General features: G+C 51.7%; 25 protein-coding genes. 23 read left to right on the top strand and 2 right to left on the bottom strand.

Translation table 11 applies throughout. The features are described from left to right. The first annotated feature begins 96 nt into the window (after positions 1 to 96). The 3 genes from GOC95_RS02170 (at position 97) to GOC95_RS02160 (ending at position 2,269) form a co-directional block, all read left to right on the top strand. Positions 97 to 1,320, top strand: a complete 1,224-nt coding sequence (locus GOC95_RS02170; protein ID WP_275355443.1) for a PQQ-dependent sugar dehydrogenase — start codon at positions 97 to 99, stop codon at positions 1,318 to 1,320. Between the two features lie 92 nt (positions 1,321 to 1,412). Then, positions 1,413 to 1,793, top strand: a complete 381-nt coding sequence (locus GOC95_RS02165; protein WP_275355442.1) for a hypothetical protein — start codon at positions 1,413 to 1,415, stop codon at positions 1,791 to 1,793. A gap of 38 nt (positions 1,794 to 1,831) precedes the next feature. Further along, positions 1,832 to 2,269, top strand: coding sequence for a hypothetical protein (locus GOC95_RS02160; RefSeq protein WP_275355440.1), 438 nt, complete (start codon positions 1,832 to 1,834; stop codon positions 2,267 to 2,269). A 43-nt stretch (positions 2,270 to 2,312) separates the two neighbouring features. On the opposite strand, the gene GOC95_RS02155 is transcribed toward GOC95_RS02160, so the two are convergent. Next, positions 2,313 to 3,146, bottom strand: a complete 834-nt coding sequence (locus tag GOC95_RS02155) for an outer membrane protein assembly factor BamD (RefSeq protein ID WP_194747762.1) — start codon at positions 3,144 to 3,146, stop codon at positions 2,313 to 2,315. Between the two features lie 46 nt (positions 3,147 to 3,192). Between GOC95_RS02155 and rluD the strand changes: the two genes are divergently transcribed. The 6 genes from rluD to rimO all read left to right on the top strand — a co-directional run bounded on the left by rluD (position 3,193) and on the right by rimO (position 8,673). Continuing rightward, positions 3,193 to 4,323: a 23S rRNA pseudouridine(1911/1915/1917) synthase RluD gene (gene rluD, locus GOC95_RS02150; RefSeq protein WP_275355438.1), complete on the top strand. Its 1,131-nt coding sequence runs from the start codon at positions 3,193 to 3,195 to the stop codon at positions 4,321 to 4,323. Next, on the top strand, positions 4,323 to 5,051 hold the full coding sequence (pgeF, locus tag GOC95_RS02145; RefSeq protein WP_275355436.1) for a peptidoglycan editing factor PgeF: 729 nt from the start codon (positions 4,323 to 4,325) through the stop codon (positions 5,049 to 5,051). Before rluD ends, pgeF begins: the two co-directional genes overlap by 1 nt. Positions 5,052 to 5,208: 157 nt before the next feature. Beyond that, positions 5,209 to 5,874 (top strand): HAD hydrolase-like protein, encoded by a 666-nt coding sequence (locus GOC95_RS02140; protein WP_275355434.1) that lies wholly within the window; start codon positions 5,209 to 5,211, stop codon positions 5,872 to 5,874. Beyond that, entirely contained in the window at positions 5,871 to 6,299 is a 429-nt protein-coding gene (locus GOC95_RS02135) for a hypothetical protein (RefSeq protein WP_194747757.1), read from the top strand. The genes GOC95_RS02140 and GOC95_RS02135 overlap by 4 nt, the downstream gene beginning before the upstream one ends. A 97-nt stretch (positions 6,300 to 6,396) precedes the next feature. Continuing rightward, positions 6,397 to 7,326, top strand: a complete 930-nt coding sequence (locus GOC95_RS02130; RefSeq protein WP_275355432.1) for a ZIP family metal transporter — start codon at positions 6,397 to 6,399, stop codon at positions 7,324 to 7,326. A 12-nt stretch (positions 7,327 to 7,338) separates the two neighbouring features. Continuing rightward, complete coding sequence (gene rimO, locus GOC95_RS02125; protein WP_275355431.1) at positions 7,339 to 8,673, top strand: 30S ribosomal protein S12 methylthiotransferase RimO; 1,335 nt, start codon at positions 7,339 to 7,341, stop codon at positions 8,671 to 8,673. A gap of 145 nt (positions 8,674 to 8,818) precedes the next feature. Here the strand turns inward: rimO and GOC95_RS02120 are convergent, their stop codons facing one another. Then, the gene (locus tag GOC95_RS02120) at positions 8,819 to 9,160 is read right to left on the bottom strand and encodes a hypothetical protein (protein WP_275355430.1); all 342 of its coding nucleotides are present in this window, start codon (positions 9,158 to 9,160) and stop codon (positions 8,819 to 8,821) included. A 135-nt stretch (positions 9,161 to 9,295) separates the two neighbouring features. On the opposite strand from GOC95_RS02120, the gene gltX reads away from it, so the two are divergent. The 14 genes from gltX (at position 9,296) to GOC95_RS02050 (ending at position 23,246) form a co-directional block, all read left to right on the top strand. Next, the gene (gene gltX / locus GOC95_RS02115) at positions 9,296 to 10,699 is read left to right on the top strand and encodes a glutamate--tRNA ligase (protein ID WP_275355428.1); all 1,404 of its coding nucleotides are present in this window, start codon (positions 9,296 to 9,298) and stop codon (positions 10,697 to 10,699) included. A gap of 110 nt (positions 10,700 to 10,809) precedes the next feature. Further along, entirely contained in the window at positions 10,810 to 11,052 is a 243-nt protein-coding gene (gene hfq, locus GOC95_RS02110; RefSeq protein WP_194747747.1) for an RNA chaperone Hfq, read from the top strand. 3 nt (positions 11,053 to 11,055) lie between these two features. Next, on the top strand, positions 11,056 to 12,183 hold the full coding sequence (hflX, locus tag GOC95_RS02105) for a GTPase HflX (RefSeq protein ID WP_194747745.1): 1,128 nt from the start codon (positions 11,056 to 11,058) through the stop codon (positions 12,181 to 12,183). Positions 12,184 to 12,210: 27 nt separating this feature from the next. Next, a complete protein-coding gene (gene hflK / locus GOC95_RS02100) occupies positions 12,211 to 13,404 on the top strand; it encodes an FtsH protease activity modulator HflK (RefSeq protein ID WP_275355424.1) in 1,194 nt (397 codons plus the stop codon). A 24-nt stretch (positions 13,405 to 13,428) separates the two neighbouring features. Beyond that, positions 13,429 to 14,298, top strand: a complete 870-nt coding sequence (gene hflC, locus GOC95_RS02095) for a protease modulator HflC (protein WP_194748434.1) — start codon at positions 13,429 to 13,431, stop codon at positions 14,296 to 14,298. Positions 14,299 to 14,308: 10 nt separating this feature from the next. Beyond that, positions 14,309 to 14,491: a DUF2065 domain-containing protein gene (locus GOC95_RS02090; protein WP_194747741.1), complete on the top strand. Its 183-nt coding sequence runs from the start codon at positions 14,309 to 14,311 to the stop codon at positions 14,489 to 14,491. Positions 14,492 to 14,652: 161 nt separating this feature from the next. Continuing rightward, entirely contained in the window at positions 14,653 to 15,807 is a 1,155-nt protein-coding gene (locus tag GOC95_RS02085; protein ID WP_275355421.1) for an ATP phosphoribosyltransferase regulatory subunit, read from the top strand. A gap of 43 nt (positions 15,808 to 15,850) precedes the next feature. Continuing rightward, the gene (locus GOC95_RS02080; RefSeq protein ID WP_275355419.1) at positions 15,851 to 17,185 is read left to right on the top strand and encodes an adenylosuccinate synthase; all 1,335 of its coding nucleotides are present in this window, start codon (positions 15,851 to 15,853) and stop codon (positions 17,183 to 17,185) included. Positions 17,186 to 17,200: 15 nt separating this feature from the next. Further along, on the top strand, positions 17,201 to 17,785 hold the full coding sequence (locus GOC95_RS02075; protein ID WP_275355418.1) for a flavoprotein: 585 nt from the start codon (positions 17,201 to 17,203) through the stop codon (positions 17,783 to 17,785). Between the two features lie 4 nt (positions 17,786 to 17,789). Next, complete coding sequence (locus GOC95_RS02070) at positions 17,790 to 19,277, top strand: DUF6513 domain-containing protein (RefSeq protein ID WP_275355416.1); 1,488 nt, start codon at positions 17,790 to 17,792, stop codon at positions 19,275 to 19,277. Then, positions 19,274 to 19,849, top strand: a complete 576-nt coding sequence (locus tag GOC95_RS02065) for a DUF447 domain-containing protein (RefSeq protein WP_275355414.1) — start codon at positions 19,274 to 19,276, stop codon at positions 19,847 to 19,849. Before GOC95_RS02070 ends, GOC95_RS02065 begins: the two co-directional genes overlap by 4 nt. Positions 19,850 to 19,857: 8 nt before the next feature. After that, positions 19,858 to 20,583, top strand: coding sequence for a (5-formylfuran-3-yl)methyl phosphate synthase (locus GOC95_RS02060; protein WP_275355412.1), 726 nt, complete (start codon positions 19,858 to 19,860; stop codon positions 20,581 to 20,583). Positions 20,584 to 20,706: 123 nt separating this feature from the next. Next, complete coding sequence (locus tag GOC95_RS02055; RefSeq protein ID WP_194747734.1) at positions 20,707 to 21,804, top strand: OmpA family protein; 1,098 nt, start codon at positions 20,707 to 20,709, stop codon at positions 21,802 to 21,804. Between the two features lie 104 nt (positions 21,805 to 21,908). Continuing rightward, entirely contained in the window at positions 21,909 to 23,246 is a 1,338-nt protein-coding gene (locus tag GOC95_RS02050; RefSeq protein WP_275355408.1) for a TRZ/ATZ family hydrolase, read from the top strand. Positions 23,247 to 23,258: the final 12 nt, after the last annotated feature.

Below are 23,258 nucleotides of genomic sequence, written 5' to 3'. Positions count from 1 at the left end.
AAATAAACTAATAGGGAGCCTTCATTGCATTATTCACTCACAAGCGCGTGCCGTGCCTCGCGCGTATCTTTGATTCATGTTGTCTTTGTTTTGCTGTTGTCCGGGTGGTTGGGCCAGGTGCAGGCAGACGATGCGACAGTGCCCAAGTTATTGCTCTCTGGCAGTGATGCTGCCCAAGCCGACAAAGAGGCAAAGCAGGAGCCGGAGACACCAAAGATTGTGTCCGTGTTTGGAACGCAAGCCCTCAAAGAGTATAAATTACCATTTGAGGATCAGTACCCGACGGGCCCGTTTGAGCGCCTGGATAAAAAACTATTCCTGTTTATCAGCAAGTGTGGCGAGGTTTATTTTGTTCGCCAGAATGAAACCATGGAGCTGGTGAAGCCGGGCAAGCCGCTGGCGAAGTTTATTCCGGGTGAAGAAACTTCTGCCGATGAAAGTAGCAGTAAATCGCTGGTGTATTGCCGTGAACTGTCAGGTGTTAAGGATTCATTGCTGGTGGGTAAGACACTGTATGTGGCTTATACCGCCTGGGATCAGGCCAATAACGGCGTGCGGCTGGCTGTCAGCGAATTTGAGGTCGACGTAGAGAACAGCGAAGTCAGTTTTAACCGCGAAATTTATATTAGCCGGCCGGCGATGAAAGAGCCGATACTCGGGCATCAGGTGGGTGGCAAACTGGCGCTGGGCGAAAACGAGCGGACCTTGTACCTGAGCATAGGCGATTTTTCCAAACCCGACCGTGTGCAGGACAAGACCACCTCGGTTGGCAAAGTGATTCGTATAGACTTGCAGCGCTTGAATGCAGAGGTGTATGCCAGTGGTTTCCGCTCCCCCTCTGGCGGCTTATATTTTGACCGCGACAGTAACGAGTTATGGTTGACGGATCACGGCCCCAGGGGCGGCGACGAGATCAACCTGATCAAACGCGGCAAAAATTATGGCTGGCCGATTGTCAGTTATGGCACTATTTACGAGCGCGACGGTATGAGTGGCTATTATGGCAACAAGTTTAATAGCCACGAAGGCTACGAAAAACCGGCCATGACGTTTGTGCCTTCCATCGGCATCGGCCCGCTAGTGAAGTATCCGGCCACTGGCCGCAATGATTTTTGGGACCATGATTTGTTTGTGGCTGGCATGGGTAATACTACGCTGTATCGCGTGCGCAAAGAGGGCACGACCCTGGTGTATGCCGAACCTGTGTTAAGTGGATACCGGATTCGTGCCATCCAAATTGACCAGAATGGGACGTTTTATCTTAAAACCGACCACAATCAATTACTGATTTCCGAGCAGGAGCCGCCTGAGTCCAAATAGCACGGACCAGGGAAACCAGGAGGGGCGAAAATGATAGCGGTGACGAGCTATAAACATTGTGGGTGCTATGCAGTGGATGGTGAGGTGAGCGCATGTTCAAATCAGCGCTCATGATTACGGCCATGATAGGTGCCCTGTTGGCACTTGGCTTTGAGCTATATGCTGCGCGCGGATTTGCTTTTCTGGAAAGCGCGAGCGGTTTGCTGATCACTTTATGGACGATAATCCCTTATCTGACGCTGCATGCAGGCTATTATTTTTTTGAGCATCCGCGCATACAAAAACAATGGTTGAGCTTTAGCGTAATTGAAGTGGCTGTCGTCGCCTGGCTATATTTCCAGACCGTGGTCATGTATCCCGATGCGCAGGGCGGTCTGATTTTCCTGTTTTTGCCCGTTTGGCAGGGTACGCTGAATATGCTGGTTGGCATGCTGCTGTACTGGCGGCAATCGCGCTTAAATCGGCTCCCTTAACCCGGTATATTTTCATTCTTTGCGCAATCTCCTGCCCTATGCCTAAATTTATCGTGGATTGTTTGCGCTATCTGTGCGCCGCACCTAATACCATACTTGGATTGCTCTTTGCCAGCCTGCTCATGCTGACGGGCGCGCGAATGCGACAAGTGGCGGGCGTGCTGGAAGTCTCTGGCGGTTGGCTGGCCAGCCGCTTGGCCCGGTATAGCGGCTTTGCTGCGATAACATTCGGTCACGTGGTGCTTGGCTATTCCGCACATGCTTTGCAGCAGTTGCGCGTACATGAGCATACGCATGTGCGGCAAGCTGAATGCTGGGGCCTGTTTTTTATTCCGGCCTATTTGCTGGCTGGTTTTTGGCAGCTGTTACGCGGACGCCATGTCTATCACGATCATCCGTTTGAAAAGGCTGCCGTGGACGCTGAATGCCGCCACTTAAAGCGCTTGCAGCAGACAGTCATCACGAATGGGCAATAAAAAAACGCCAGCAGACTGGCGTTTTTTATTGGATGGAAGGCGCTTAATATAAGCTTTCCCAGAATTTCCACCAGACTTTTTCTTCTTCCTGAACCTTACCGGCAATCATAGGGTTATCAGGATAGTTGGTTTTTAAAACACGCAGCGCTTCATTTTTCAGGTCTGTCATGTCCATGGCATCGTAAGCACTGATCTCCATGACCAGCGCATCTTCGATGGAGCTGGAATTGGGATAGGTCTCAAGCACATAGCGAGCACGGTTGAGTGCGGCCACATAGGCTTTGCGTTGCATGTAATAACGCGCGACATGCATTTCGTGCAGTGCCAGTGTATTGACCAGGTAAATCATGCGCTGGGTGGCATCGTTTTTATAGCGGCTGGTAGGGAAACGCTCAACCAGTTCTTTAAAGGCGTTAAACGAAATACGCAGAGTTTTGGGGTCGCGGTCGTTAATTTCTTGCTTGGTATATTTTTCAATAACGCCACGCTCGTTAAAGGTGGCCAAGCCCTTGAGATAGTAAGCGTAATCGAGGTTGGGGTGATTAGGGTGGAGCTTGATAAAGCGGTCTATCGCAGACAGGCAAAGAATCGGTTCTGATTTTTTGTAGTAGGCATAAGCAACTTCGAGTTGGGACTGTGTCGCATACGCACCATGTGGATAACGTGCCTCCAGCTTCTGGAAGTACTCAATCGCCTTGTCATAGTTACGGTCAACCATTTTTTCCTGGCCCGTGGCATAAAGGCGTTGTTCGCTCCAGCCTTTGGTTTCGTCAGGAGGATTCGGATTGCCGAAAATGGCACAGGCACTCAAGGCCAGCGCGCCAATCAAAATAAAAGCACGCGTGAACAGGGTGTTAAGCGGTAAAATGCGAAGCATGTTGATTTATGTTGTTTTATCAAGGGAACTCAAAGCATTATAACTGATGCTGTTTGAAAATATGAAAGAAAGCACCTCCTTACAGCTGGTCGTCCCCAGCAACCTTGGCGGGCAGCGCCTGGACCTGGCCTTGCAGCAGATGTTGCCAGACCATTCTCGCAGCCGCCTGCAGGCCTGGATAAAAGAAGGTCTGGTCTTGCTCGATGGTAAGGCGCCCACGGCCAAAACCAAGGTGTGGGGGGGCGAGCGACTGGTGGTGACTCCCCCTAAAAATGCGCAGGACAATGCGTTTGAGCCAGAAGACATTGCACTGGATGTTGTATACGAAGACGATGCACTGATCATTATTAACAAGCCTGCTGGTCTGGTAGTGCATCCGGCGGCCGGCAACTGGAGCGGCACCTTGCTCAATGCCTTGCTGTTTCACTGGCCAGCGCTCAAAGAGGTGCCACGTGCCGGTATTGTGCACCGGCTGGACAAGGATACCAGCGGTTTGCTGGTGGTTGCCAAAACGCTGGAAGCACAGACCAGCCTGGTGCGTCAGTTGCAGGCGCGCACGGTTAAACGTGAGTACCGGGCCATCGTCTGGGGCCAGTTGTGGCGTAATGGTAAGGTGGATCAGCCGATAGGCCGCCATCCGCACCACAGAACCAAAATGGCGGTGGTGCGACGAGGTAAACCCGCCATCACGCACTACGAGATCCTTGAGCGGTTTGGCACCAATACCTATTTGCGCTGCAACCTGGAAACCGGCCGTACCCACCAGATCCGCGTGCATTTGCAGCATCTGAAAGCGCCTATGGTCGGTGATCCGCTGTATGGCATAGGCAATATTATTCCGCACAAGATGATGACGCCGGAATTGCGTGAGGTCATCGGCAATTTCAAGCGTCAGGCCTTGCATGCGATCAAGCTCGGCTTGATTCATCCGGTGACGAATGCGCCCATGGAATGGCAGATTGAGCTTGCTGATGACATGCGTGAACTATTAGACGCTATGCGCACGACCGACTTGCCCGATGAGCCGCTGGCGCCTGTCGATTTCAATGTGGATGAAAACGGCTTGTTCATTGGTGAAGATGACGAAGATTGGGGCGATGAAGATTTTGACGAAGATCTCGATGCTGAGCTGGATGAGGATGCCTGGGATGAAGAAGGCGAAGAGGATGAGGCATAATGGCTGATTTGCCTGTTATTTTGCCTGATTGGCCCGCGCCTGCTTGCGTGAAGGCCTTGCAAACCACACGTCTTGGCGGTGTTAGTCAGGGCAGCTATGCCAGTCTGAACTTGGGGGATCATGTGAAGGATTTGCCTCAGCATGTGGCGGCCAACAGACAATTACTGAGTCCTTATTTGCCGAGTGAGCCGGTGTGGCTTAACCAGGTGCATGGGGTGCGCGTAATTGATGCTGCGTTATCTTCATGTCTGGAAAGCGCAGATGCCAGTTTTAGCACCCGCAAACAGGTGGTCTGCGTCACCATGACCGCCGATTGCCTGCCAGTATTACTCTGTGATCAGGCGGGGAGCATGGTGGCGGCTGTGCATGCTGGTTGGCGCAGTTTGTGTGACGGGGTGATAGAAGCGACGGTAAAAGCCATGCCGGTTGAGCCCGCCACGCTCATGGCCTGGTTAGGTCCGGCCATTGGCCCGCAAGCGTTTGAAGTGGGGAGTGAAGTGCGCGCGCAATTTATGGCGCAAGATGCGCAGGCAGAACATGCATTTCAGGCGCATGGTGAAAAATGGCTGGGAGACTTGTATACGATTGCGCGACAACGGCTTTCCAGGCTAGGAGTGACGCAGGTCTATGGCGGTGGACGCTGTACTTATCGTGAGCCAGAGACGTTTTTCAGCTTTAGGCGTGATGGCGATACCGGGCGTATGGCCAGCTTGATTTGGCTGGAGTAGTGTATTTCGCCATAGTGGATGCAGCGTCAGGCACGAACGTATTTGATCCTCACGAGGATTCTACGCTTGAGTATGTCAATATTGCGCTATTGCAAGCTGGTTGATAGAGATTGATCTCTGAGTGCTCTGTGGCTCAACCCAATATATTATTTAAATAATGAAAAAACATCTGATTTTTGACCTCGATGGCACGCTCATCGATTCCGCACCCAGTATTCTGAATTGTTTTGAGTTGGCTTTCCGTTCGACCAATACGCCACTCAGGATGGCGTTGGGCAATGAGGTGATTGGCCCGCCGCTCATGGAAACGCTTAAACGGCTGTCTGGCAGCGAAGATGCGGCTGTGTTGAACGCCTTGGCCGCAGCTTTCAAGCAGCATTATGACAGCACGGGTTATCAGCAGTCGGTGGTGTTTGATGGTGTTACTGCCATGCTGCAGCAACTCAAGGCAGAGGGCTATAGGCTGTATATTGCGACCAATAAACGCTTTGATCCGACTGAAAAAATCATGGCCTATCTGGGCTGGCAGGACTTTTTTGCGGGCGTCTATGCACTGGATTATTTCAGCCCGGCATTGAAGTCTAAAGCGCAGATGATAGGGCGCGTGGTCGCCGAGCATGATTTAAAAATCCAGGATTGCCTGTATATCGGTGACCGTCTTGAAGATGGCCAGTCGGCCGAGGCCAACCTGATGGACTTCGTGCTGGTGACCTGGGGCTATGCCGGCGATGTGGCCTTGCGTCAACCGCATTGGCAGTGCTGCGACGCTGTGCCTGACTTGCCTGCCCTGGTGGCCGGGCTATGTGCGGACAGTGTCTTATGATGAAAAGATTGCGCGCCAGACGGCACCCGGCAAATACACCAGGGGAGGTGAGCGCTACGCGTAGTACATTGCGCGCCTGGCCACAAATGGTATTGTTCGCGGTGGCTTTGCTTTGCTTGTTTTTACTGGGGCAGCATTTCCATTGGGATACGCGGGTACTGGCGGCGGTCACGCTGTTGTTCGGCCTGTTGTCAGGGTTGCTGGTGTGGCTGATCGGCGTGATCGGCCTGGTGCCATTGATTGGCCCAATCATTGTCAAGGTGCTCAGCTTTGGCTTTATCTGGCTGCTCAATGCCGTAGGTTACCTGATGTCTTACATTGCCATTCGACGTGGTTACTCACGGGATGTGTTGACCTACCGCGGATTGACCATGGCCTTGCTGATCGGCATTGTGATTGGCTACATTATTGCGCAGTTTATTTGAGCCAGGTGACCTGGCATCTGCACGCGTTAACTAATTGTTTATGCTTTGTTTTTTTGATAACTCACGTATAATGCGCGGCTTCCTTTAATCACTCGGCATGCTTGCTTTGACCCCTTTGTTGACTGATATTTCGCCTTTTACCGGCATGATGCTGGCCTGTTTGCTAGGGGGCGTGCTCAGTGTGTGTGTCGCAGCCCTGTTTGCGCTCAATGCTCAAAAGCATTGGGTGCCTTTGCTGGTGAGTTATGCGATTGGCGCCTTGCTGGCCGCGGTGTTTCTTGAGATTTTGCCGCACGCGATTGAAAGCAGCCCCAATATCGAGGCGATGACCGGTACCATGCTGTTTGGTGTGCTACTGTTTTTTACGCTGGAAAAACTGGTGCTGTGGCGGCATTGTCATGGCGAGCACTGTGAAATACATGCCATGCATGACGAGGCCCATTGCCCCGAGTTGCATCCAGGCCAGCCTGTTACCAAAAAGCCGCAAGGCGCAATCAAGTTCAGATTGCCAGCGGCGCAGCCTAGCCAGATGATAGGGCATCCTCATTTACATGGTCACGCGCACGGCCATGATGGTGGCCGCAGTGGTTTGATGATCATGGTAGGCGATACCTTTCACAATTTTGTTGATGGCATCCTGATCTGCGCGGCATTTATGGTGGATATGCAGGTGGGCGTGGTGACTGCACTGGCGATTATCGCCCATGAGATTCCGCAGGAAGTCGGCGACTTTCTGATTTTGTTACATTCCGGCTACAGTAAACAAAAAGCCTTTTTGTTCAATATTGGCTCCAGCCTGGCCACCGTGCTTGGCGGTATCATTGCGTATTTTGCGCTGCATGCGGTGCAGCACTGGGTGCCCTATATCTTGAGTCTTGCCGCAGCCAGCATGCTCTATGTGGCGGTGGCGGATCTGATTCCAGGCTTGCACAAGCGTACTGCATTGCGCGATACCATGAATCAGTTATTGTTAATTGTGTTGGGGGTGGCTTCAGTTGCCCTGACCAAATGGTTGGTAGAAGGTTAAGAGGGAAGCATCATGCAAAGTTCACCTAAAGTTGGTTTCGTCTCATTGGGTTGCCCCAAAGCAGGCTCCGATTCCGAGCGTATCCTGACCCAATTGCGGGCCGAAGGCTATGAAATCAGCAACAGTTACGAGCAGTCTGACCTGGTGGTGGTGAATACCTGTGGTTTTATTGACTCTGCGGTGCAAGAGTCACTGGATGCGATTGGCGAGGCGCTCAACAAAAATGGCAAGGTGATTGTGACCGGTTGCCTGGGCGCGAAAAAAGACGTGGTCACGGACGCACATCCCAACGTGTTGGCCGTGACTGGCCCGCATGCCCTGGAAGAGGTGATGGGGCATGTACATACACACCTGCCCAAACCGCACGATCCCTACACCGACCTAGTGCCGCCGCAAGGCATCCGTCTCACGCCCAAGCACTATGCTTACCTTAAAATTTCAGAAGGTTGTAACCACCGTTGCAGCTTCTGCATTATCCCCAGCATGCGCGGCGATTTGGTCAGCCGTCCGATTGGTGACGTGCTCAATGAGGCTGAGAGCTTGGTGAATGCTGGTGTCTCCGAAATTTTGGTCATTTCGCAGGATACCTCTGCCTATGGCGTGGACATGAAATTCCGCAAAGGCTTCTGGAACGGCAGGCCAGTTAGAACGCACATGACCGAACTCAGTAAAGCCTTGGGCGAGCTGGGCGTTTGGGTGCGCTTGCACTATGTGTATCCCTATCCACATGTTGATGACGTGATCCCATTGATGGCCGAAGGGGCGATTTTGCCGTACCTGGATGTGCCGTTCCAACATGCCAGCCCGGCGGTGCTCAAAGCCATGAAGCGTCCGGCCAGCAGTGAAAACAACCTGGCCCGGATCAAGGCCTGGCGTGAGATTTGCCCGGAAATCGCTATCCGAAGCACCTTTATTGTCGGCTTCCCCGGCGAGACTGAAGATGACTTTAAAATGCTGCTCGACTTTATGGAAGAAGCGCAGCTGGACCGCGTCGGCTGCTTTGCCTATTCGGCCGTGGATGGGGCTACGGCCAACCATTTGCCTAATCCGGTGGCTGAAGAAATCAAACAAGAGCGCCTTAGCCGCTTTATGGAAGTGCAGGAACGCATTAGTGCCGCCAAGGTGGCGGCTAAAATCGGCAGCCTGCAAACCGTGCTAGTGGATGAACTCACTGAAGATGACGATGGAAACATCATCGGTATTGCCCGTACCAAGGCAGATGCGCCCGAAATTGATGGCATTGTTTATCTACAAGATGCAGATGGCTTGAACCCGGGTGATTTTGTGGATGTACAGATTATCGATGCGCAAGGCCATGATTTGATCGGGGCGCCACCGGAGTTTTAGGGCTGCTAGGCCAAGGCGTTAATTCAGGCCACTTTAAATCAGACAGGTTTTTAAGTGCATCGCTTTAATGGTGGTCAATCAGCGTTGAGAGAAAAAGGTTGACGCGTTTCAGCTTGGGCAGGCAACGGCCTAGCCTATCGTCTTTTTAAATGGCGAGCTGTGGCCGTTCGCTATCCGCGCGTTCAGCAAAAATATCCGTGGTAAACGGACAGCGTGTGAGCTTGGTGGCCGCATTTTTTTTGCGTTTGTTGGCCTGTTGCAAGTTGACGTAAGGTGTTTGACTCAGGCGGATGTAGCCGGATTGCAGCAGCTTGCCGGCTGTGGTCTCAAACTGACTGAGTGGATTGTCCATATTTTGCAAGGTGATGCCCTGTTTGTGAACAGCCAGCACGTGATACAAGACGGCAATGTGGCCATCGGCGTCTGGCTTGCCATAGAGCTCGCCTACATGAATTTCCAAGTTTGTATCTAATGGCGCAGTTTGCATACGCGCATCTTAGCGTGATTTTAAACCAGCTTCAATGCGTCCTCTGCGCCCACGGCTTCAATCTTAACCAGACTAAACACGGTGTTGACAGGCGGCATGTTAAAATGCACGCCTGTTTTAATTTCAAGAGTCATCATGCAAGCTGTTAAAACCCGTTTTGCCCCCAGTCCTACCGGTTATCTGCATATTGGCGGTGCGCGTACCGCCTTGTTCTCATGGGCGTATGCCAAGCGCCATGGCGGCAAGTTTATTTTGCGTATTGAAGATACGGATGTTGCACGCTCCACGCCGGAAGCCGTGCAGGCCATTCTGGATGGCATGGCCTGGTTGCAGCTGGATCATGACGAAGGCCCGTTTTACCAAATGCAGCGCATGGAGACTTACAAAAAAATGATCCAGCAGATGCTGGATGCTGGCCATGCTTATTATTGCTATTGCAGCAAAGAAGAGCTGGATGCCTTGCGTGAAAGCCAGATGCAGCAGGGATTGAAGCCGCGCTACGATGGCCGCTGGCGGCCTGAGCACGGTAAAGTGTTGCCTGAGCCGCCTAAGGATGTGCCACCGGTCGTGCGTTTCAAAAACCCGACCGAAGGCGTGGTGGCCTGGGAGGATATGGTCAAGGGTCGCATTGAGATTGCCAATGCCGAGCTGGATGACCTGATTATTGCGCGGGCTGACGGTACGCCAACCTATAACTTCTGTGTGGTGGTGGATGACTGGGAAATGGGCGTCACGCAGGTGATTCGAGGCGATGACCATGTCAACAACACTCCGCGCCAGATCAATATGCTCCAGGCACTGGGTGCACAGGTGCCGCAGTATGCGCACTTGTCCATGATTTTGGGCGATGATGGTCAGAAACTGTCCAAACGCCATGGTGCCGTGAGCGTCATGCAATACCATGAAGACGGTTATTTGCGTGAGGCGGTACTCAACTATCTGGCGCGCCTGGGCTGGTCGCATGGCGATGATGAAGTGTTCAGTATGGCGCAGTTCTGCGAGTGGTTTGATCTGGACCATATCACGCCGTCCGCCGCACAGTTCAATACTGAAAAGCTCAACTGGCTCAATGCGCATTACATTAAAACCTTGCCCTTGGAGCGGATTGCCGATGAAGTCAAACCCCGTTTGGCTGCATTAGGCGTCACAGAAACACAGTCGCCAGATTTGCTGGCGGTATTGAATTTATACCGTGAGCGTGCCAATAACCTCAATCAACTGGCCAGGGAAATTGCCTTCTTCTACCAGATGCCTGAGGTCAATGAGGCGGATAAAACCAAACATGTGTTACCGGAAACCGCCGGCTATATCGAACTTTTTTTAGAAAAAACTCAAGATTCTGACTGGACTGCCGATATGCTTCACGATGCGCTAAATCAGGTGGTCACTGAGCAGCAGATCAAGTTCCCCAAGCTGGCGATGCCTTTGCGGGTGGCTTTGATCGGCATAGCACAGTCGCCTAGCATTGATCAGGTGATGTCAATTCTGGGTAAAGAGGCTTGTCTGCAGCGCATCCGCGCTTTATTTCCAAAAAAGTAAAGCGCGGGGATTGAAAAAGGAACAAATTAGTACAATCATAGTCACTATGAGGGATTGGTGTTCAAGATAATAAAACTCCAATACGATTAAAACAAACAAGGAGCAATTCCATGAATAATAAAGGCCAAATGCTGCAAGATCCGTTTTTGAATGCACTCAGAAAAGAGCACGTTCAAGTATCCATTTACCTGGTAAACGGCATTAAATTGCAAGGGCAGGTCGATTCTTTTGATCAATATGTCATTTTGTTAAAAAACACCGTGACACAAATGGTGTACAAGCACGCCATTTCCACCATCGTTCCTGCACGTCCAGTCAGCCTCGGATCGCACGACGCCGCTCAAGAATCTTAATGCATGTTTGATAGACCAAGCGGCGGAGATGCCGTCGTTCTGGTCAGCGTCAACTTTGGTGACGCTGACTACGCAGAAAGTTTGCAAGAACTCCGCCACCTGGCCGGGACTGCTGGCCTCAATATCTCAGCGACGCTGGAAGGCAAGCGTCATGCGCCTGATCCCAAATACTTTATCGGCTCTGGCAAGGCAGATGAGTTAAAGGCCTTGATGGCCGCCTATGACAGCAAAGTCGCGGCTTTCAATCACGACTTGAGCCCCTCGCAACAGCGCAACCTTGAAAAGTTGCTTGAAGCACGTGTGGTAGACCGCACCGGCCTGATTCTGGATATCTTTGCCCAACGTGCGCAATCGCACGAAGGTAAGCTGCAAGTCGAGCTTGCCCAACTGGAGCATTTGTCTACGCGGTTGGTGCGTGGCTGGACCCACCTTGAACGACAAAAGGGCGGGATTGGCGTGCGAGGCGGCCCTGGTGAAACCCAGCTCGAGCTGGACCGACGCATGCTGCGCGTGCGCGTCAAGCAGTTGCGTGAAAAACTGGATAAACTCAAGCAGCAACGTGGCATGCAACGCCGTGCGCGCAAACGCTCCAACCTGATGACCGTGTCTTTGGTCGGCTATACCAACGCGGGTAAATCTACCTTGTTTAATCGCCTGACACACTCGGGTGTCTATGCGGCGGACCAGCTGTTTGCCACACTGGATACCACCTCTCGTAAAATGCACCTGCCGGAAGGTTATCCGGTGGTGTTGTCAGATACGGTCGGCTTTATCAAGCATTTGCCTACGACTTTGATTGAAGCCTTTGGTGCTACGCTTGAAGAGGCCGCGCAGGCCGATTTATTACTGCATGTGGTTGATGTGGCCAGCCCGAACCGCGATGCACAAATCGAACAAGTCAATATCGTATTGAACGAGATTGGTGCTGCCAGGGTCCCACAGATTCTGGTGCTTAACCAGATTGACCGCATGGGCATGCCGCCCGGAGTCGACCGCGACGAGTATGGTAATATCCGAACTGTTCGTGTGTCAGCCAGAGATGGCATAGGCATAGAGGATTTACGCCAGGCGCTGTTAGAGCATCAGCAATACCTGAAAAAACTCAGCACCGAAGAAAGTGCTTACGTTTAAAAAGATCAAAACATACGGAGTACACGCATGAAAAAATTTCCAGGCTTTTGGAATAAAAACAATGAAGGCCCGCCCGATCTGGACGAGGTGTTCAAGGATTTGAATCAAAAGCTGAACCGGTTATTTGGCAACAATAAAGGTGGGCAGGGTAGTCCGCGTGGATCAGCACCTGCGCCGCAATCCTTGCCAGTGGCCCCGATTTTAGGGTTGGTAGCGCTGATCTGGCTGGGCTCTGGCTTTTATATTGTTGACCAGGGCTCTCGCGGTGTAGTGTTACGTTTTGGCAAGCATGTGGAAACCACCATGCCTGGCCCGCGCTGGCATTTGCCATTTCCGATTGAGACCGTGGAAAACGTTAACCTCGAGCAGGTGCGTACCATTGAAATGGGCTACCGTTCTTATGAGGGCGAATCTGGCCGTAGCAAAGAGCTGAAAGAGTCTTTAATGTTGACCGATGATGAAAACATTATTGATTTGCAGGTGGCTGTGCAATACAACCTGAAGTCGGTGGAAGATTATCAGTTTAGCAACCGCTCCACCGAAGAAAGCGTGCGTGGTGTGGCAGAAACAGCCATCCGCGAAGTGGTAGGCAAGAGCAAGATGGACTTCGTGCTGTATGAAGGCCGGGATGATGTGGCTGCCAAAGCGAAAAAACTCATGCAGGACATGCTGGACAGATATCAATCCGGCGTCAATATTGTTAACGTCACCATGCAGAATGCACAGCCCCCAGAACAGGTACAGGCGGCATTTGATGATGCAGTCAAGGCCAAGCAGGATCTGGAACGCCAGAAAAATGAAGGTCAGGCCTATGCCAATGATGTGATTCCTAAAGCACGTGGTACAGCGTCGCGGTTGGCCGAAGAGGCCGCGGGTTACAAGCTGCGGGTGGAGAACGAAGCCAAGGGTAATGCAGACCGTTTCGAGCAGATTCTGGCGCAGTACAACAAAGCGCCTGAAGTGACCCGCCAGCGTTTGTATCTCGATACGCAGGAACATATTTTGGCCAATACCAGCAAAGTGCTGGTTGATCAGAAAAATGGCAACAGCATGCTGTATTTGCCACTGGATAAACTCATGAGCATGAGTGGTGCAGGCAGTAATGCCGCAGCTGGCTCTGCCGTCCCGGCGGATAAGCCAGCCATCGAGCCACCGGCTGACGCGAGTGTGCTAGACCGCTCCAGGGATGCCATGCGTAGTCGTGATCGCGAATATCGCTAGTCTGCCCCTCAAGGAAAATACATGATGAGAAATATTGGAAGTTTGTTAATTGGGGTGTTTGTCTTGCTGGTCTTGGTGACATCATCAGCATATACGGTTGATCAGCGTGAATATGCGCTGGTCTTCCGTCTGGGCGAAATTGTCTCGGTGAAAAAAGACCCTGGTCTTTACTTCAAGATGCCTATGGTGGAGAACATCCGCTATTACGACAAGCGTATTTTGACGCTGAACTGGGAAGAACCAGACCGCTTTATCACCAGTGAAAAGAAAAACGTATTGGTGGATTCGTTTGTGAAATGGCGCATTATCGACCCAGCCAAATACTACGTTTCTGTGCGTGGCGATGAAGTGCAGGCCGAGCGTCGTTTGTCGCAGATGGTCAATGACGGCTTGCGTGCCGAATTTGGTAAACACACCATCCACGATGTCGTCTCTGGCGAGCGTTCGCAGATCATGGAAATCCTGCGTCAGCGTGCAGACAAGGAAAGCCGCCAAATGGGCATCCAGATTATGGATGTGCGGTTGCGTCGTGTAGATCTGCCGAAAGAAGTCAGCGAATCCGTGTATCAACGCATGGAGGCCGAGCGTAAATCGGTGGCCAATGAGTTGCGCTCACAAGGTGCAGCGGCGGCAGAAAAAATTCGTGCCGATGCTGACAAGCAGCGTGAAGTGATTATTGCCGAAGCCTATCGCGATGCGCAGAAAATTAAAGGCGAGGGCGATGCCAAGGCCTCAGAAGTTTATGCACAGGCGTTTGGTAAAAACCCTGAGTTTTATGCCTTCTACCGCAGCCAGGAAGCTTACAAAAACAGCTTCAAGAGCAAGTCTGACGTGATGGTGATTGACCAGAGTTCAGACTTCTTTAAATACATGCGTAGCAGCGGTAAAAAGTAATGCTTGCACCATGAACTGGTGGTGGAGTGTGCTGGGTGGTGTGTTGCTGATTGAAGGCTTGATGCCGCTGTTATTGACCAAAGCCTGGCGCAATACTTTTGAACGAATGCTGCAACTGCGGGATGGTCAAATTCGCTTTATTGGTTTTATTTCCATGCTGTTTGGTTTGTTCATTCTCTGGTTAAATCGTTAACGAGTGAATGCCACCAAGCTGATATGGTTAAGCGTTTTAAAAAAAGCACACCTTGGGTGTGCTTTTTTGTTTGGATTTTAACGGAGTGCAAGGCTGACGCGACTTGCTGGCAGGTTGCTAAAGCCGTGCTTTAGGCAGGGGTTTGCAGGTATAATGGCGGGATGCATAATTGGTTACTCCCTGAATATATTGAAGATGTGCTGCCTGCTGAAGCAGCACGGCTTGAGTCCTACCGTCGGCAACTGCTGGATTTGTTCCGTGTCCATGGCTACCAGTATGTGATGCCGCCCATGATGGAATATGTTGAATCCCTGCTCACCGGGACCGGTCACGATCTGGATATCGCTACCTTTAAAGTGGTGGATCAACTGACCGGGCGCTTGATGGGCTTGCGTGCTGATACGACGCCACAGGCGGCGCGCATTGATGCGCATATGCTCAATCATGCCGGTGTCTCGCGCTTGTGTTATGCCGGGACCGTTTTGAGAACCAAGCCGGATGGCCTGGCGCGCACCCGTGAGCCTTTGCAACTCGGGGCAGAATTGTATGGTCATGCCGGCATTGCCAGCGATATTGAAGTGCAGCGGCTGATGGTCAAAGCCTTGCAGTTGTTAGGCATGCAAACCTTGTTTGTGGACCTGAGTCATGCAGCGATTTTCGCCAGCCTGTCGCATACCGCGCAATTAGGCCTGCCGCAAGAACAAGCCCTGCAAGCGGCTTTGCAAGCCAAAGACATTTCATTGGTAGAGCAACTGGTGGTGAATTTGCCCGAAAAATCCAGGCAAGCTTTTATTGCCCTGGCCCAACTCAATGGCGGCATTGAGGTTTTGGATCAGGCGCGTGAAGTATTGCCTGATTCGGAAGAGATCGAACAGGCTTTGCTTGAGTTGGAGGCAGTCGCGAAAGCGCTGGGTGATCGTAATGTGACGGTGACCATTGATTTAAGTGAGTTGCGTGGATATCACTACCATAGTGGCATCGTCTTCGCGGCCTATGCCAAAGGCTATGCTGGCCCCATTGCACTGGGTGGCCGCTATGATGAGGTGGGGGCTGCCTTTGGCCGGGCACGTCCGGCGACAGGCTTTAGCCTGGATCTGCGTGGTGCCTTACTCGCCTTGGGCCCTGCGAGCATGGACAAAGGGATTTTGGCGCCTGCAACGCAGGATGCTGACTTGTTAGCCCTGATAGAGACCTTACGCGCGCAAGGTCAGGTGGTGGTTGAAGCCTTGCCTGATGCGCAGGTGGATTATTCTGAATTGGCCTGTGACCGTCTGTTGCAAAAGGTGGATGGTCGCTGGCAAGTGGTGGCTGTGTAATACGCCGCCTCTTTAATTTGTATAGACAAGATATTGATTGAACATGACACAATTTAAGCAAGCAAAGAACGTCGTTGTGATAGGCACCCAATGGGGCGACGAAGGTAAAGGTAAAATTGTTGACTGGCTGACCGACCATGCGCAAGGCGTGGTGCGTTTTCAGGGTGGTCACAATGCGGGTCACACCCTGGTCGTCGGCCAAGGGGATGCGCAAAAAGTCTACAAGTTAAACCTGGTGCCTTCTGGTATTGTGCGCGATGGCGTCAATTGCTATATCGGCAATGGCGTGGTGCTGGATACCACCCATTTGCTGCATGAGATTTCCACGCTGGAACAAGGCGGGCTGGATGTTAAAAACCGTCTCAAAGTCAGTCCTGGCTGTCCATTGATTTTGTCTCATCACGTTGCGGTTGATTTGGCACGTGAAGCCAAGCGCAGCACCGAGAAAAAAATTGGCACTACAGGCAAGGGCATTGGCCCTGCCTATGAAGACAAGGTCGCACGCCGCGCCTTGCGTGTCTATGATTTGTTCCACCCTGAGCGCTTCGCCGAAAAGCTGCGCGAAGTCATGGATTATCACAATTTTGTATTAACCAATTACCTGGGGGCTGCTGCGGTAGATTTCCAGCAGCAATACGATGCCAGCATGCAGCACGCTGTGACGTTGAAGCCGATGGTGGCTGATATTTCTGCGGCGTTATATGAAGCCAATGCCCGTGGCGAACACTTGCTGTTTGAAGGCGCACAAGGCACCTTGCTGGATGTGGACCATGGGACTTACCCCTATGTGACTTCCAGCAACTGTATCGCTGGCCAAGCCTCAGCAGGGACCGGTGTTGGTGCCAACATGCTGCACTATGTGCTTGGTATTACCAAAGCCTACACGACGCGTGTGGGTGGCGGCCCCTTCCCAAGTGAACTGGATATTGAAACAGAAGGCGCACCAGGTTACCAGATGTCTCACAAGGGACAGGAAATCGGGACTGTGACCAAACGTAAACGCCGCTGTGGCTGGTTTGATGCTGCCGCCTTGCGTCGTTCTGCGCGAATCAATGGCTTGACTGGTTTGTGCATCACCAAGCTGGATGTGCTGGATGGCATAGAGTCACTGGATATTTGCACGGGTTACAAGCTGGATGGCAAAGTGGTTGATATGCTGCCGGTCGGTGCGGATGACGTCGCCCGTTGCGAGCCGATTTATGAAACCGTGCCAGGCTGGAGCGAAACCACCTTCGGTGTCAAAACCTGGGATGCATTACCCAAAAATGCCCAGCATTACCTCAAACGACTGGAAGCGGTCTGTGGCGTGCCAATTGCCATTGTCTCGACTGGCCCGGAGCGGGATGAAACCATCGTGTTGCAACATCCTTTCGCCTGAGTAAGGTGACTTGACATGCGTGCACAACGATTGGCATGGGCTATTACCGGTTCCGGCCATTATCTGCGGGAGTCGTTGACCATTCTGCAAACCTTGCAGGAGGTCGATATTTACCTGAGCCGTGCAGCGGCCGAAATTATCCAGCAATATGGCTTTCAGGCTGCACTGGAAGCCACTGGCCACAAGGTCTATCAGGACAAAACAGCCAGCAGCGTCCCGGTCGAGCGTTTTTATGAGGGCGTATATCACACGCTGGTGATTTCACCTGCGACGTCTAATACTATCGCCAAAATGGCATATGGCTTTTCGGATAGCCTGGTCACAAACCTTTTTGCGCAAGCAGGTAAAACGCGGATCCAAAGCATTGTGTTTGCATGTGATACGGCGCCAGAGTTGGAGTCGGAAGCACCTAGAGACAATGTGGTCAAAGTCTATCCACGCCAGATCGACCTGGATAATGTGGCCCAGTTAAAACGCTTTGCGGACACCACGGTCGTTGAAGACATGGCTGGTTTGCAGCATGCGATCATGGCGCGTCTGGCAGCCGTGCATGATTTGCATTTGCACCAGGGCGTACAGGTAGAGCACACTCACGACTAACACCATGAATCGACTGCTGTTCCTTACCGGAAAACTGGCAGAACACAGTCTGCATCAGGTATTACAAGCGATACAGGCCGACAGTAAGCAGTCTCCGTTTGAATATGAAGTGAAACAGATCGGGGTGTCTGTTGCGGCATTGATGACGCCGCCCCTGATCGCCCGCCGCTTACCCAAAGTCGAGAATATTGATAAAGTCATTTTACCTGGGCTCTGTCAGGGCGATCTCGGCCTGCTGGAGTCGCAGTGGGGTGTGCCGGTAGAGCGAGGACCTAAAGACTTGAAGGATTTACCACAATATTTTGGTCAGCAAGGAAAAGTGCCCGATTTAAGCCAGCATAGTGTGCTGATTTTTGCTGAAATCGTCGATGCACCAGATCTGACGGTTGAGCAAATTATCGCCAAAGCGCAGCATTTCAAACAGCAGGGGGCGGATGTCATCGACCTCGGCTGCCTGCCGGGAAAAGCATTTGCGCATATGACAGAGAGCGTACGTGCGCTCAAGTCAGCAGGTTTTCAGGTAAGTGTAGATTCCATGCGTGAAGACGATCTGCTGGCAGCGGGTAAAGCCGGTGCCGATTACCTCTTAAGTCTGCATGAAAACAGTCTCTGGATTGCAGAAGAAGTCGCTTCTACCCCGGTGTTGATTCCAGCCAAGCCCGGCAGCATGCCCAGCTTGCAACGGGCCATCGAGCACTGCCTTAAACGGGAGCTTGCGTTTATTGCCGATCCTATTTTGGATCCCATCCATTTTGGTTTCACCGAATCGATTGTACGGTATCACAAGCTACGCAAAAAATATCCGGATATCGCGATCATGATGGGCGTGGGCAATCTGACCGAATTGACAGATGCCGACACCACCGGGATTAACGCCATGCTGTTCGGGATGATCAGTGAGCTGAATATCAACGCTGTGCTGGCGACCTCGGTCAGCGCGCATGCCTGCGAGGCTGTGGCTGAGGCAGATATTGCCCGCCGTGTCATGTACCGTGCCAAACAGGACAAACGGTTGCCCCGTGGTTATGATGCGGGCTTGCTTGGCCTGCATGATCGCAAGCCGTTTCCTTACAGTGCGGCGGAAATTGCTGAGATGGCCAGGCAAATCAAGGACCCCAGTTTTCGCATCATGGTGAGCGAAGCGGGTGTACATGTCTACAATCGGGATGGTCTGCAGCTGGCAACGGATCCCTATGTTTTTTATCCAGATCTGCAGGTGCAAGACGATGCCTCGCATGCGTTTTATTTGGGGGTAGAGCTGGCTCGCGCGCAAATTGCTTGGCAACTGAAAAAACGCTATGTGCAGGATGAAATGCTGGAGTGGGGCGTTGCCTCAGTCGCCCAAAACAAGCAGGCCAAGGTTGCACATCGTGAGGCTTCCATCAAAGAGCGTCAGGAAGCGACTAAACCTGATCAAGCCAGTGGTGCCACGGCTCACGCATCAGCGGAAAAGCCCGTTGGTAATTCAACCAGCCCGGAAAACAAAGAGTGATTTACGAAACCATCATCACCACGTGCTCTCCTGAAGGTGAGGTGCACATTGCGCCGTTTGGGATCCAATGGCAGGCAGGGCGAGTGCTCATCATGCCTTACCAGCCCTCAACTACCTTGCAGAATATTTTACAGACCCGGTCGGCCGTCTTAAATCTGACTGATGATGTTCGTGTTTTTGCTGCCGCTATTGCCAGAAAAAAAATATTTTCCACCTTGTCAGTTGGGCATGGCCACAGCGTGCGGCTAACTGACTGTCTGGCGCATCATGTATTAAGCCTCGATACAGTCGAGCCGGATGAAAATCGACCAAAATTATGGATGCAAGTGGTCGAAAGTCAGACACATGCGCCATTTATGGGCTTTAACCGTGCCCAAGCGGCAGTGGTTGAATTGGCCGTACTTGTCAGCAGGCTGCATCTGTTGCCTGCTGAGAAAATTACGCAAGAAATGCAGTATTTACAAATTGCGATTGATAAAACAGCCGGCCCCAACGAGCTTGAAGCCTGGCAATGGCTGGTGGATTGCGTGAATAACCACCAGGCACAGCAAACAGGCATGCAGCAGGCATAAGGATATCCATGCGCGTATTAGTCAGTGTAAATTCGGTTGCCGAGGCGCAGTTGGTACTGGCCGCTGGAGTTAGCTTAATTGATTTGAAAGACACCAGTCATGGTGCGCTCTCTGCATTAAGTCTCGCGCAGTCGGTTGCCATAATGCAGGCAGTGAATAGTTACAAAAAGCAACATGCCCATACGGATATTCTGGTCAGTGCCACCGTGGGCGATACTGCTGAATCCGTGGCTGCATTGCTGGAGTTGATCCAATCCCGTCTCGAGATTGGCGTGGACATTATTAAGCTGCCGGAAGCCATTTGGGATCATCCTTTGTTTGCAGCGGCGATTAGCCAAGTGCTTGCGGCAGGCACGCGGATGGTTGCGGTGTTTTGCCCAGATAGTTTATTGCAAGCATCTACGCTTGAGTTGCGCTTGAACAAGCTCGCCACACAAGGGTATGTTGGGGTTATGGTCGACACGATAGACAAGTCTAGCTCAGTCTTGGACTGCGTTTCTATATTGCATATTCAGAAATTTACCGAGATGGCCAGACGCTTGCAGTTAATGGTCGGGGTGGCCGGCGGACTCAGACCGGCGTATTTGGCGCAATTGTGTTCGTTAGAGGCGGACTTTTTGGGTTTTCGTAGTGGTTTATGTGAAAAAGGGTTAAGGCAATCAAACCTGTTGGCTGAATCGATTGTGAGCGTTGTCAGGCAGCTGTCAGGAAACTGTTGCAAAATGAGCGCCTAAACCAATAAATACTTGGGCTTGTAGCTCTCTAGGCTTGCGCCTCTTGCACTGTTTGCGTATAGTTGGGTTTGTAAGTATTTTCAAAGATGTGGCGAAAATGCCCAATAACAAAGGAGTCAATGAATGAAAAAAAGTTTTTTAGGCTTGGCAATTGCTTCTGCATTTGTTTTTGCATCGCAAGCTGCGCAAGCTGAAGACATGTACCGCGGTGCTTGGTATGTTGTTCCAGGTGCCAGCTACATGCACACTGACAGTGATCTCGAAGCTGACAATGCCCGTGGTGGTTTCTTGTCCATTGGTAAAGAGCTGAGCGAGCACTGGGACATTCAAGGTCGTCTGGGTTATAACCGTGCTGATGAAGATACAGGCATTGCTGGCGCAGGTGGCAAGTACAAACAAACCACTTTGGGTTTGGACGCATTGTACATGTTTAGCCGCGAAAAATTCCGCCCATTCCTGCTGGCTGGGATTGGCGCAGCACGCAACAACGTTGACTACAGCAATGTTGGTTTGACTGACAAATCAAACACTTCTTGGATGGCAAACGTTGGTTTGGGTGCTCAATATTTGTTTAACGACAAATTTGGTGTTCAGGCAGATGTACGTCACCAGTGGAGCCGTGCTGATGCGCGTAACGCTGCTGGCACAGTGGATGCCGATGGTACAATCAACAACACCTTGGTTAATTTGGGTGGTATCTTCCGCTTTGGTGCACCAGCACCAGTGGTTGAAGAGCCAACACCAGAGCCAGCACCAGCACCTGTTGCTGCGGCTGAACCAGCTCCGGCACCAGCTCCAGCTCCAGCACCAGCACCTGTTTGCAAGCCAGTGAATGAGACTGTGACTGTATCTGCTGAAGAGTTGTTTGGTTTTGACAAGGCAAACCTGAAAGAAAAAGGCCGCGTTACATTGGATGCGGTTGCCGCGAAGATTAAAGAAAACCCTGAAATCAAAGCTGTGATCGTCACTGGTCACACAGACCGTATCGGTTCTGAAGCTTACAACCAGAAGTTGTCTGAGCGCCGTGCAAAACAAGTGGCGGACTACTTGGTTGCTCAAGGTGTAGACAGCAGCTTGATCACTGCTGAAGGTAAAGGTAAATCTGAGCCAGTGGTTCAGTGCGAAGGTAAAAAAGTAAGCAAGAAATTGATCTCTTGCCTGCAACCTAACCGCCGCGTTGAAATCCGTGCAGAAGGTACGAAACAAGAAGGTTGCCAATAAGCACTGACTTGTGAGTTTAAAAAGCCACGCAATTGCGTGGCTTTTTTGTTGCTGCACGCAGGCGGACTTTCAATTTGCCAGCCTGCCTCAGTTATAATCCAAGCATGAGTGAATCCCAATTTATCATCAAACCACGCTGGCTCGTTACTATGGATGAAGGGCCACACGTGCGGGAGCAGCATGCAATTCTTGTGGATGCTGGAAAAATCAAGGCGATTGTACCCAAATCCGATATCCCGGATTGGGCGGTTGACTGGCCCGTCGTTGATTGTTCACAACATGTCGTGATGCCAGGGCTGATCAATTTGCATACTCATAGCAGTATGAACCTGTTAAAGGGGTATGCTGATGATTATGCGTTGATGCCGTGGTTGAATGAGCATATCTGGCCAGCAGAAAAGAGATGGGTCTCACCCGCTTTCGTACAGGATGGCAGCTTGCTGGCTTGTGCGGAAATGCTGGCAGGCGGAATCACCACATTTAACGATATGTATTTTTTTCCGCAAGCGACCATAGAGGCTGCTAAACGCACAGGAATGCGCGCACATATTGGCTTAACTATCATGGAGTTTCCCAGTAATTATGCGGCAACTGCCAGTGAATATATCCGCTTGGGCACAGAAGTGCGCGATCAGTATAAATCCGAGTCCTCTATCAGTTTTTCTTTTGCGCCGCATGCCCCCTATACGGTGAGTGATCAAACCTTTACCGACGTTGTCACACTTGCCGAACAGTTGAATCTGGGGATTCATACGCATTTGCATGAAACCCAGGCGGAAATCGCTCAAAGTCAGGAGCAATTTGGTGTACGGCCGTTGCAGCGTTTGCAAGCGCTGGGGGTAATTGGTCCCAGCACCGTATTGGCGCATGGAGTACACCTTGAAAAGTATGAACAGGAGACCCTAGCAACGTTAGGCGCGCATATCGCGCATTGTCCAAGTTCTAATCTGAAATTGGCGAGTGGGATTGCGCCGGTGGCATCTGCGTTGCGTTCGGGGATCAATATCGGTTTAGGCACTGATGGTGCCGCCAGTAATAACCGGCTCGATTTGTGGCAGGAAATGCGCACAGCAGCCTTGCTTGCCAAGGTGGCAGCGCAACAGGCAGAGGCTGTGCCAGCTTATCAGGCGCTACAGATGGCAACCATTAATGGAGCCACGGCACTGGGGTTGCAAGCACAGATTGGCAGCATTAGCGTCGGTAAGCAGGCTGATCTGATTGCGGTTCGTCTGGATGAGCTGAATACCTTGCCTTGTTTTGACCCGATTTCTCATCTGGTGTATGTGGCTAGCCGCGAGCAGGTTACCCATACCTGGGTCAATGGACAATTACGTTATCAGCGCTTGCCAGATGGCCAGCCACAATTTGCAGGTATTGAGACCGAGGCATTACGGTCTATCGCTTTGCAGTGGCAGCTCAAGATGCAACAGCCCGCAGATTAATTTTGTTTAGGA

It is taken from the genome of Methylophilus sp. YYY-1 (genome assembly GCF_029132825.1).
Taxonomy (GTDB): domain Bacteria; phylum Pseudomonadota; class Gammaproteobacteria; order Burkholderiales; family Methylophilaceae; genus Methylophilus; species Methylophilus glucosoxydans.
This window is presented reverse-complemented; position numbering and strand designations above follow the sequence as displayed.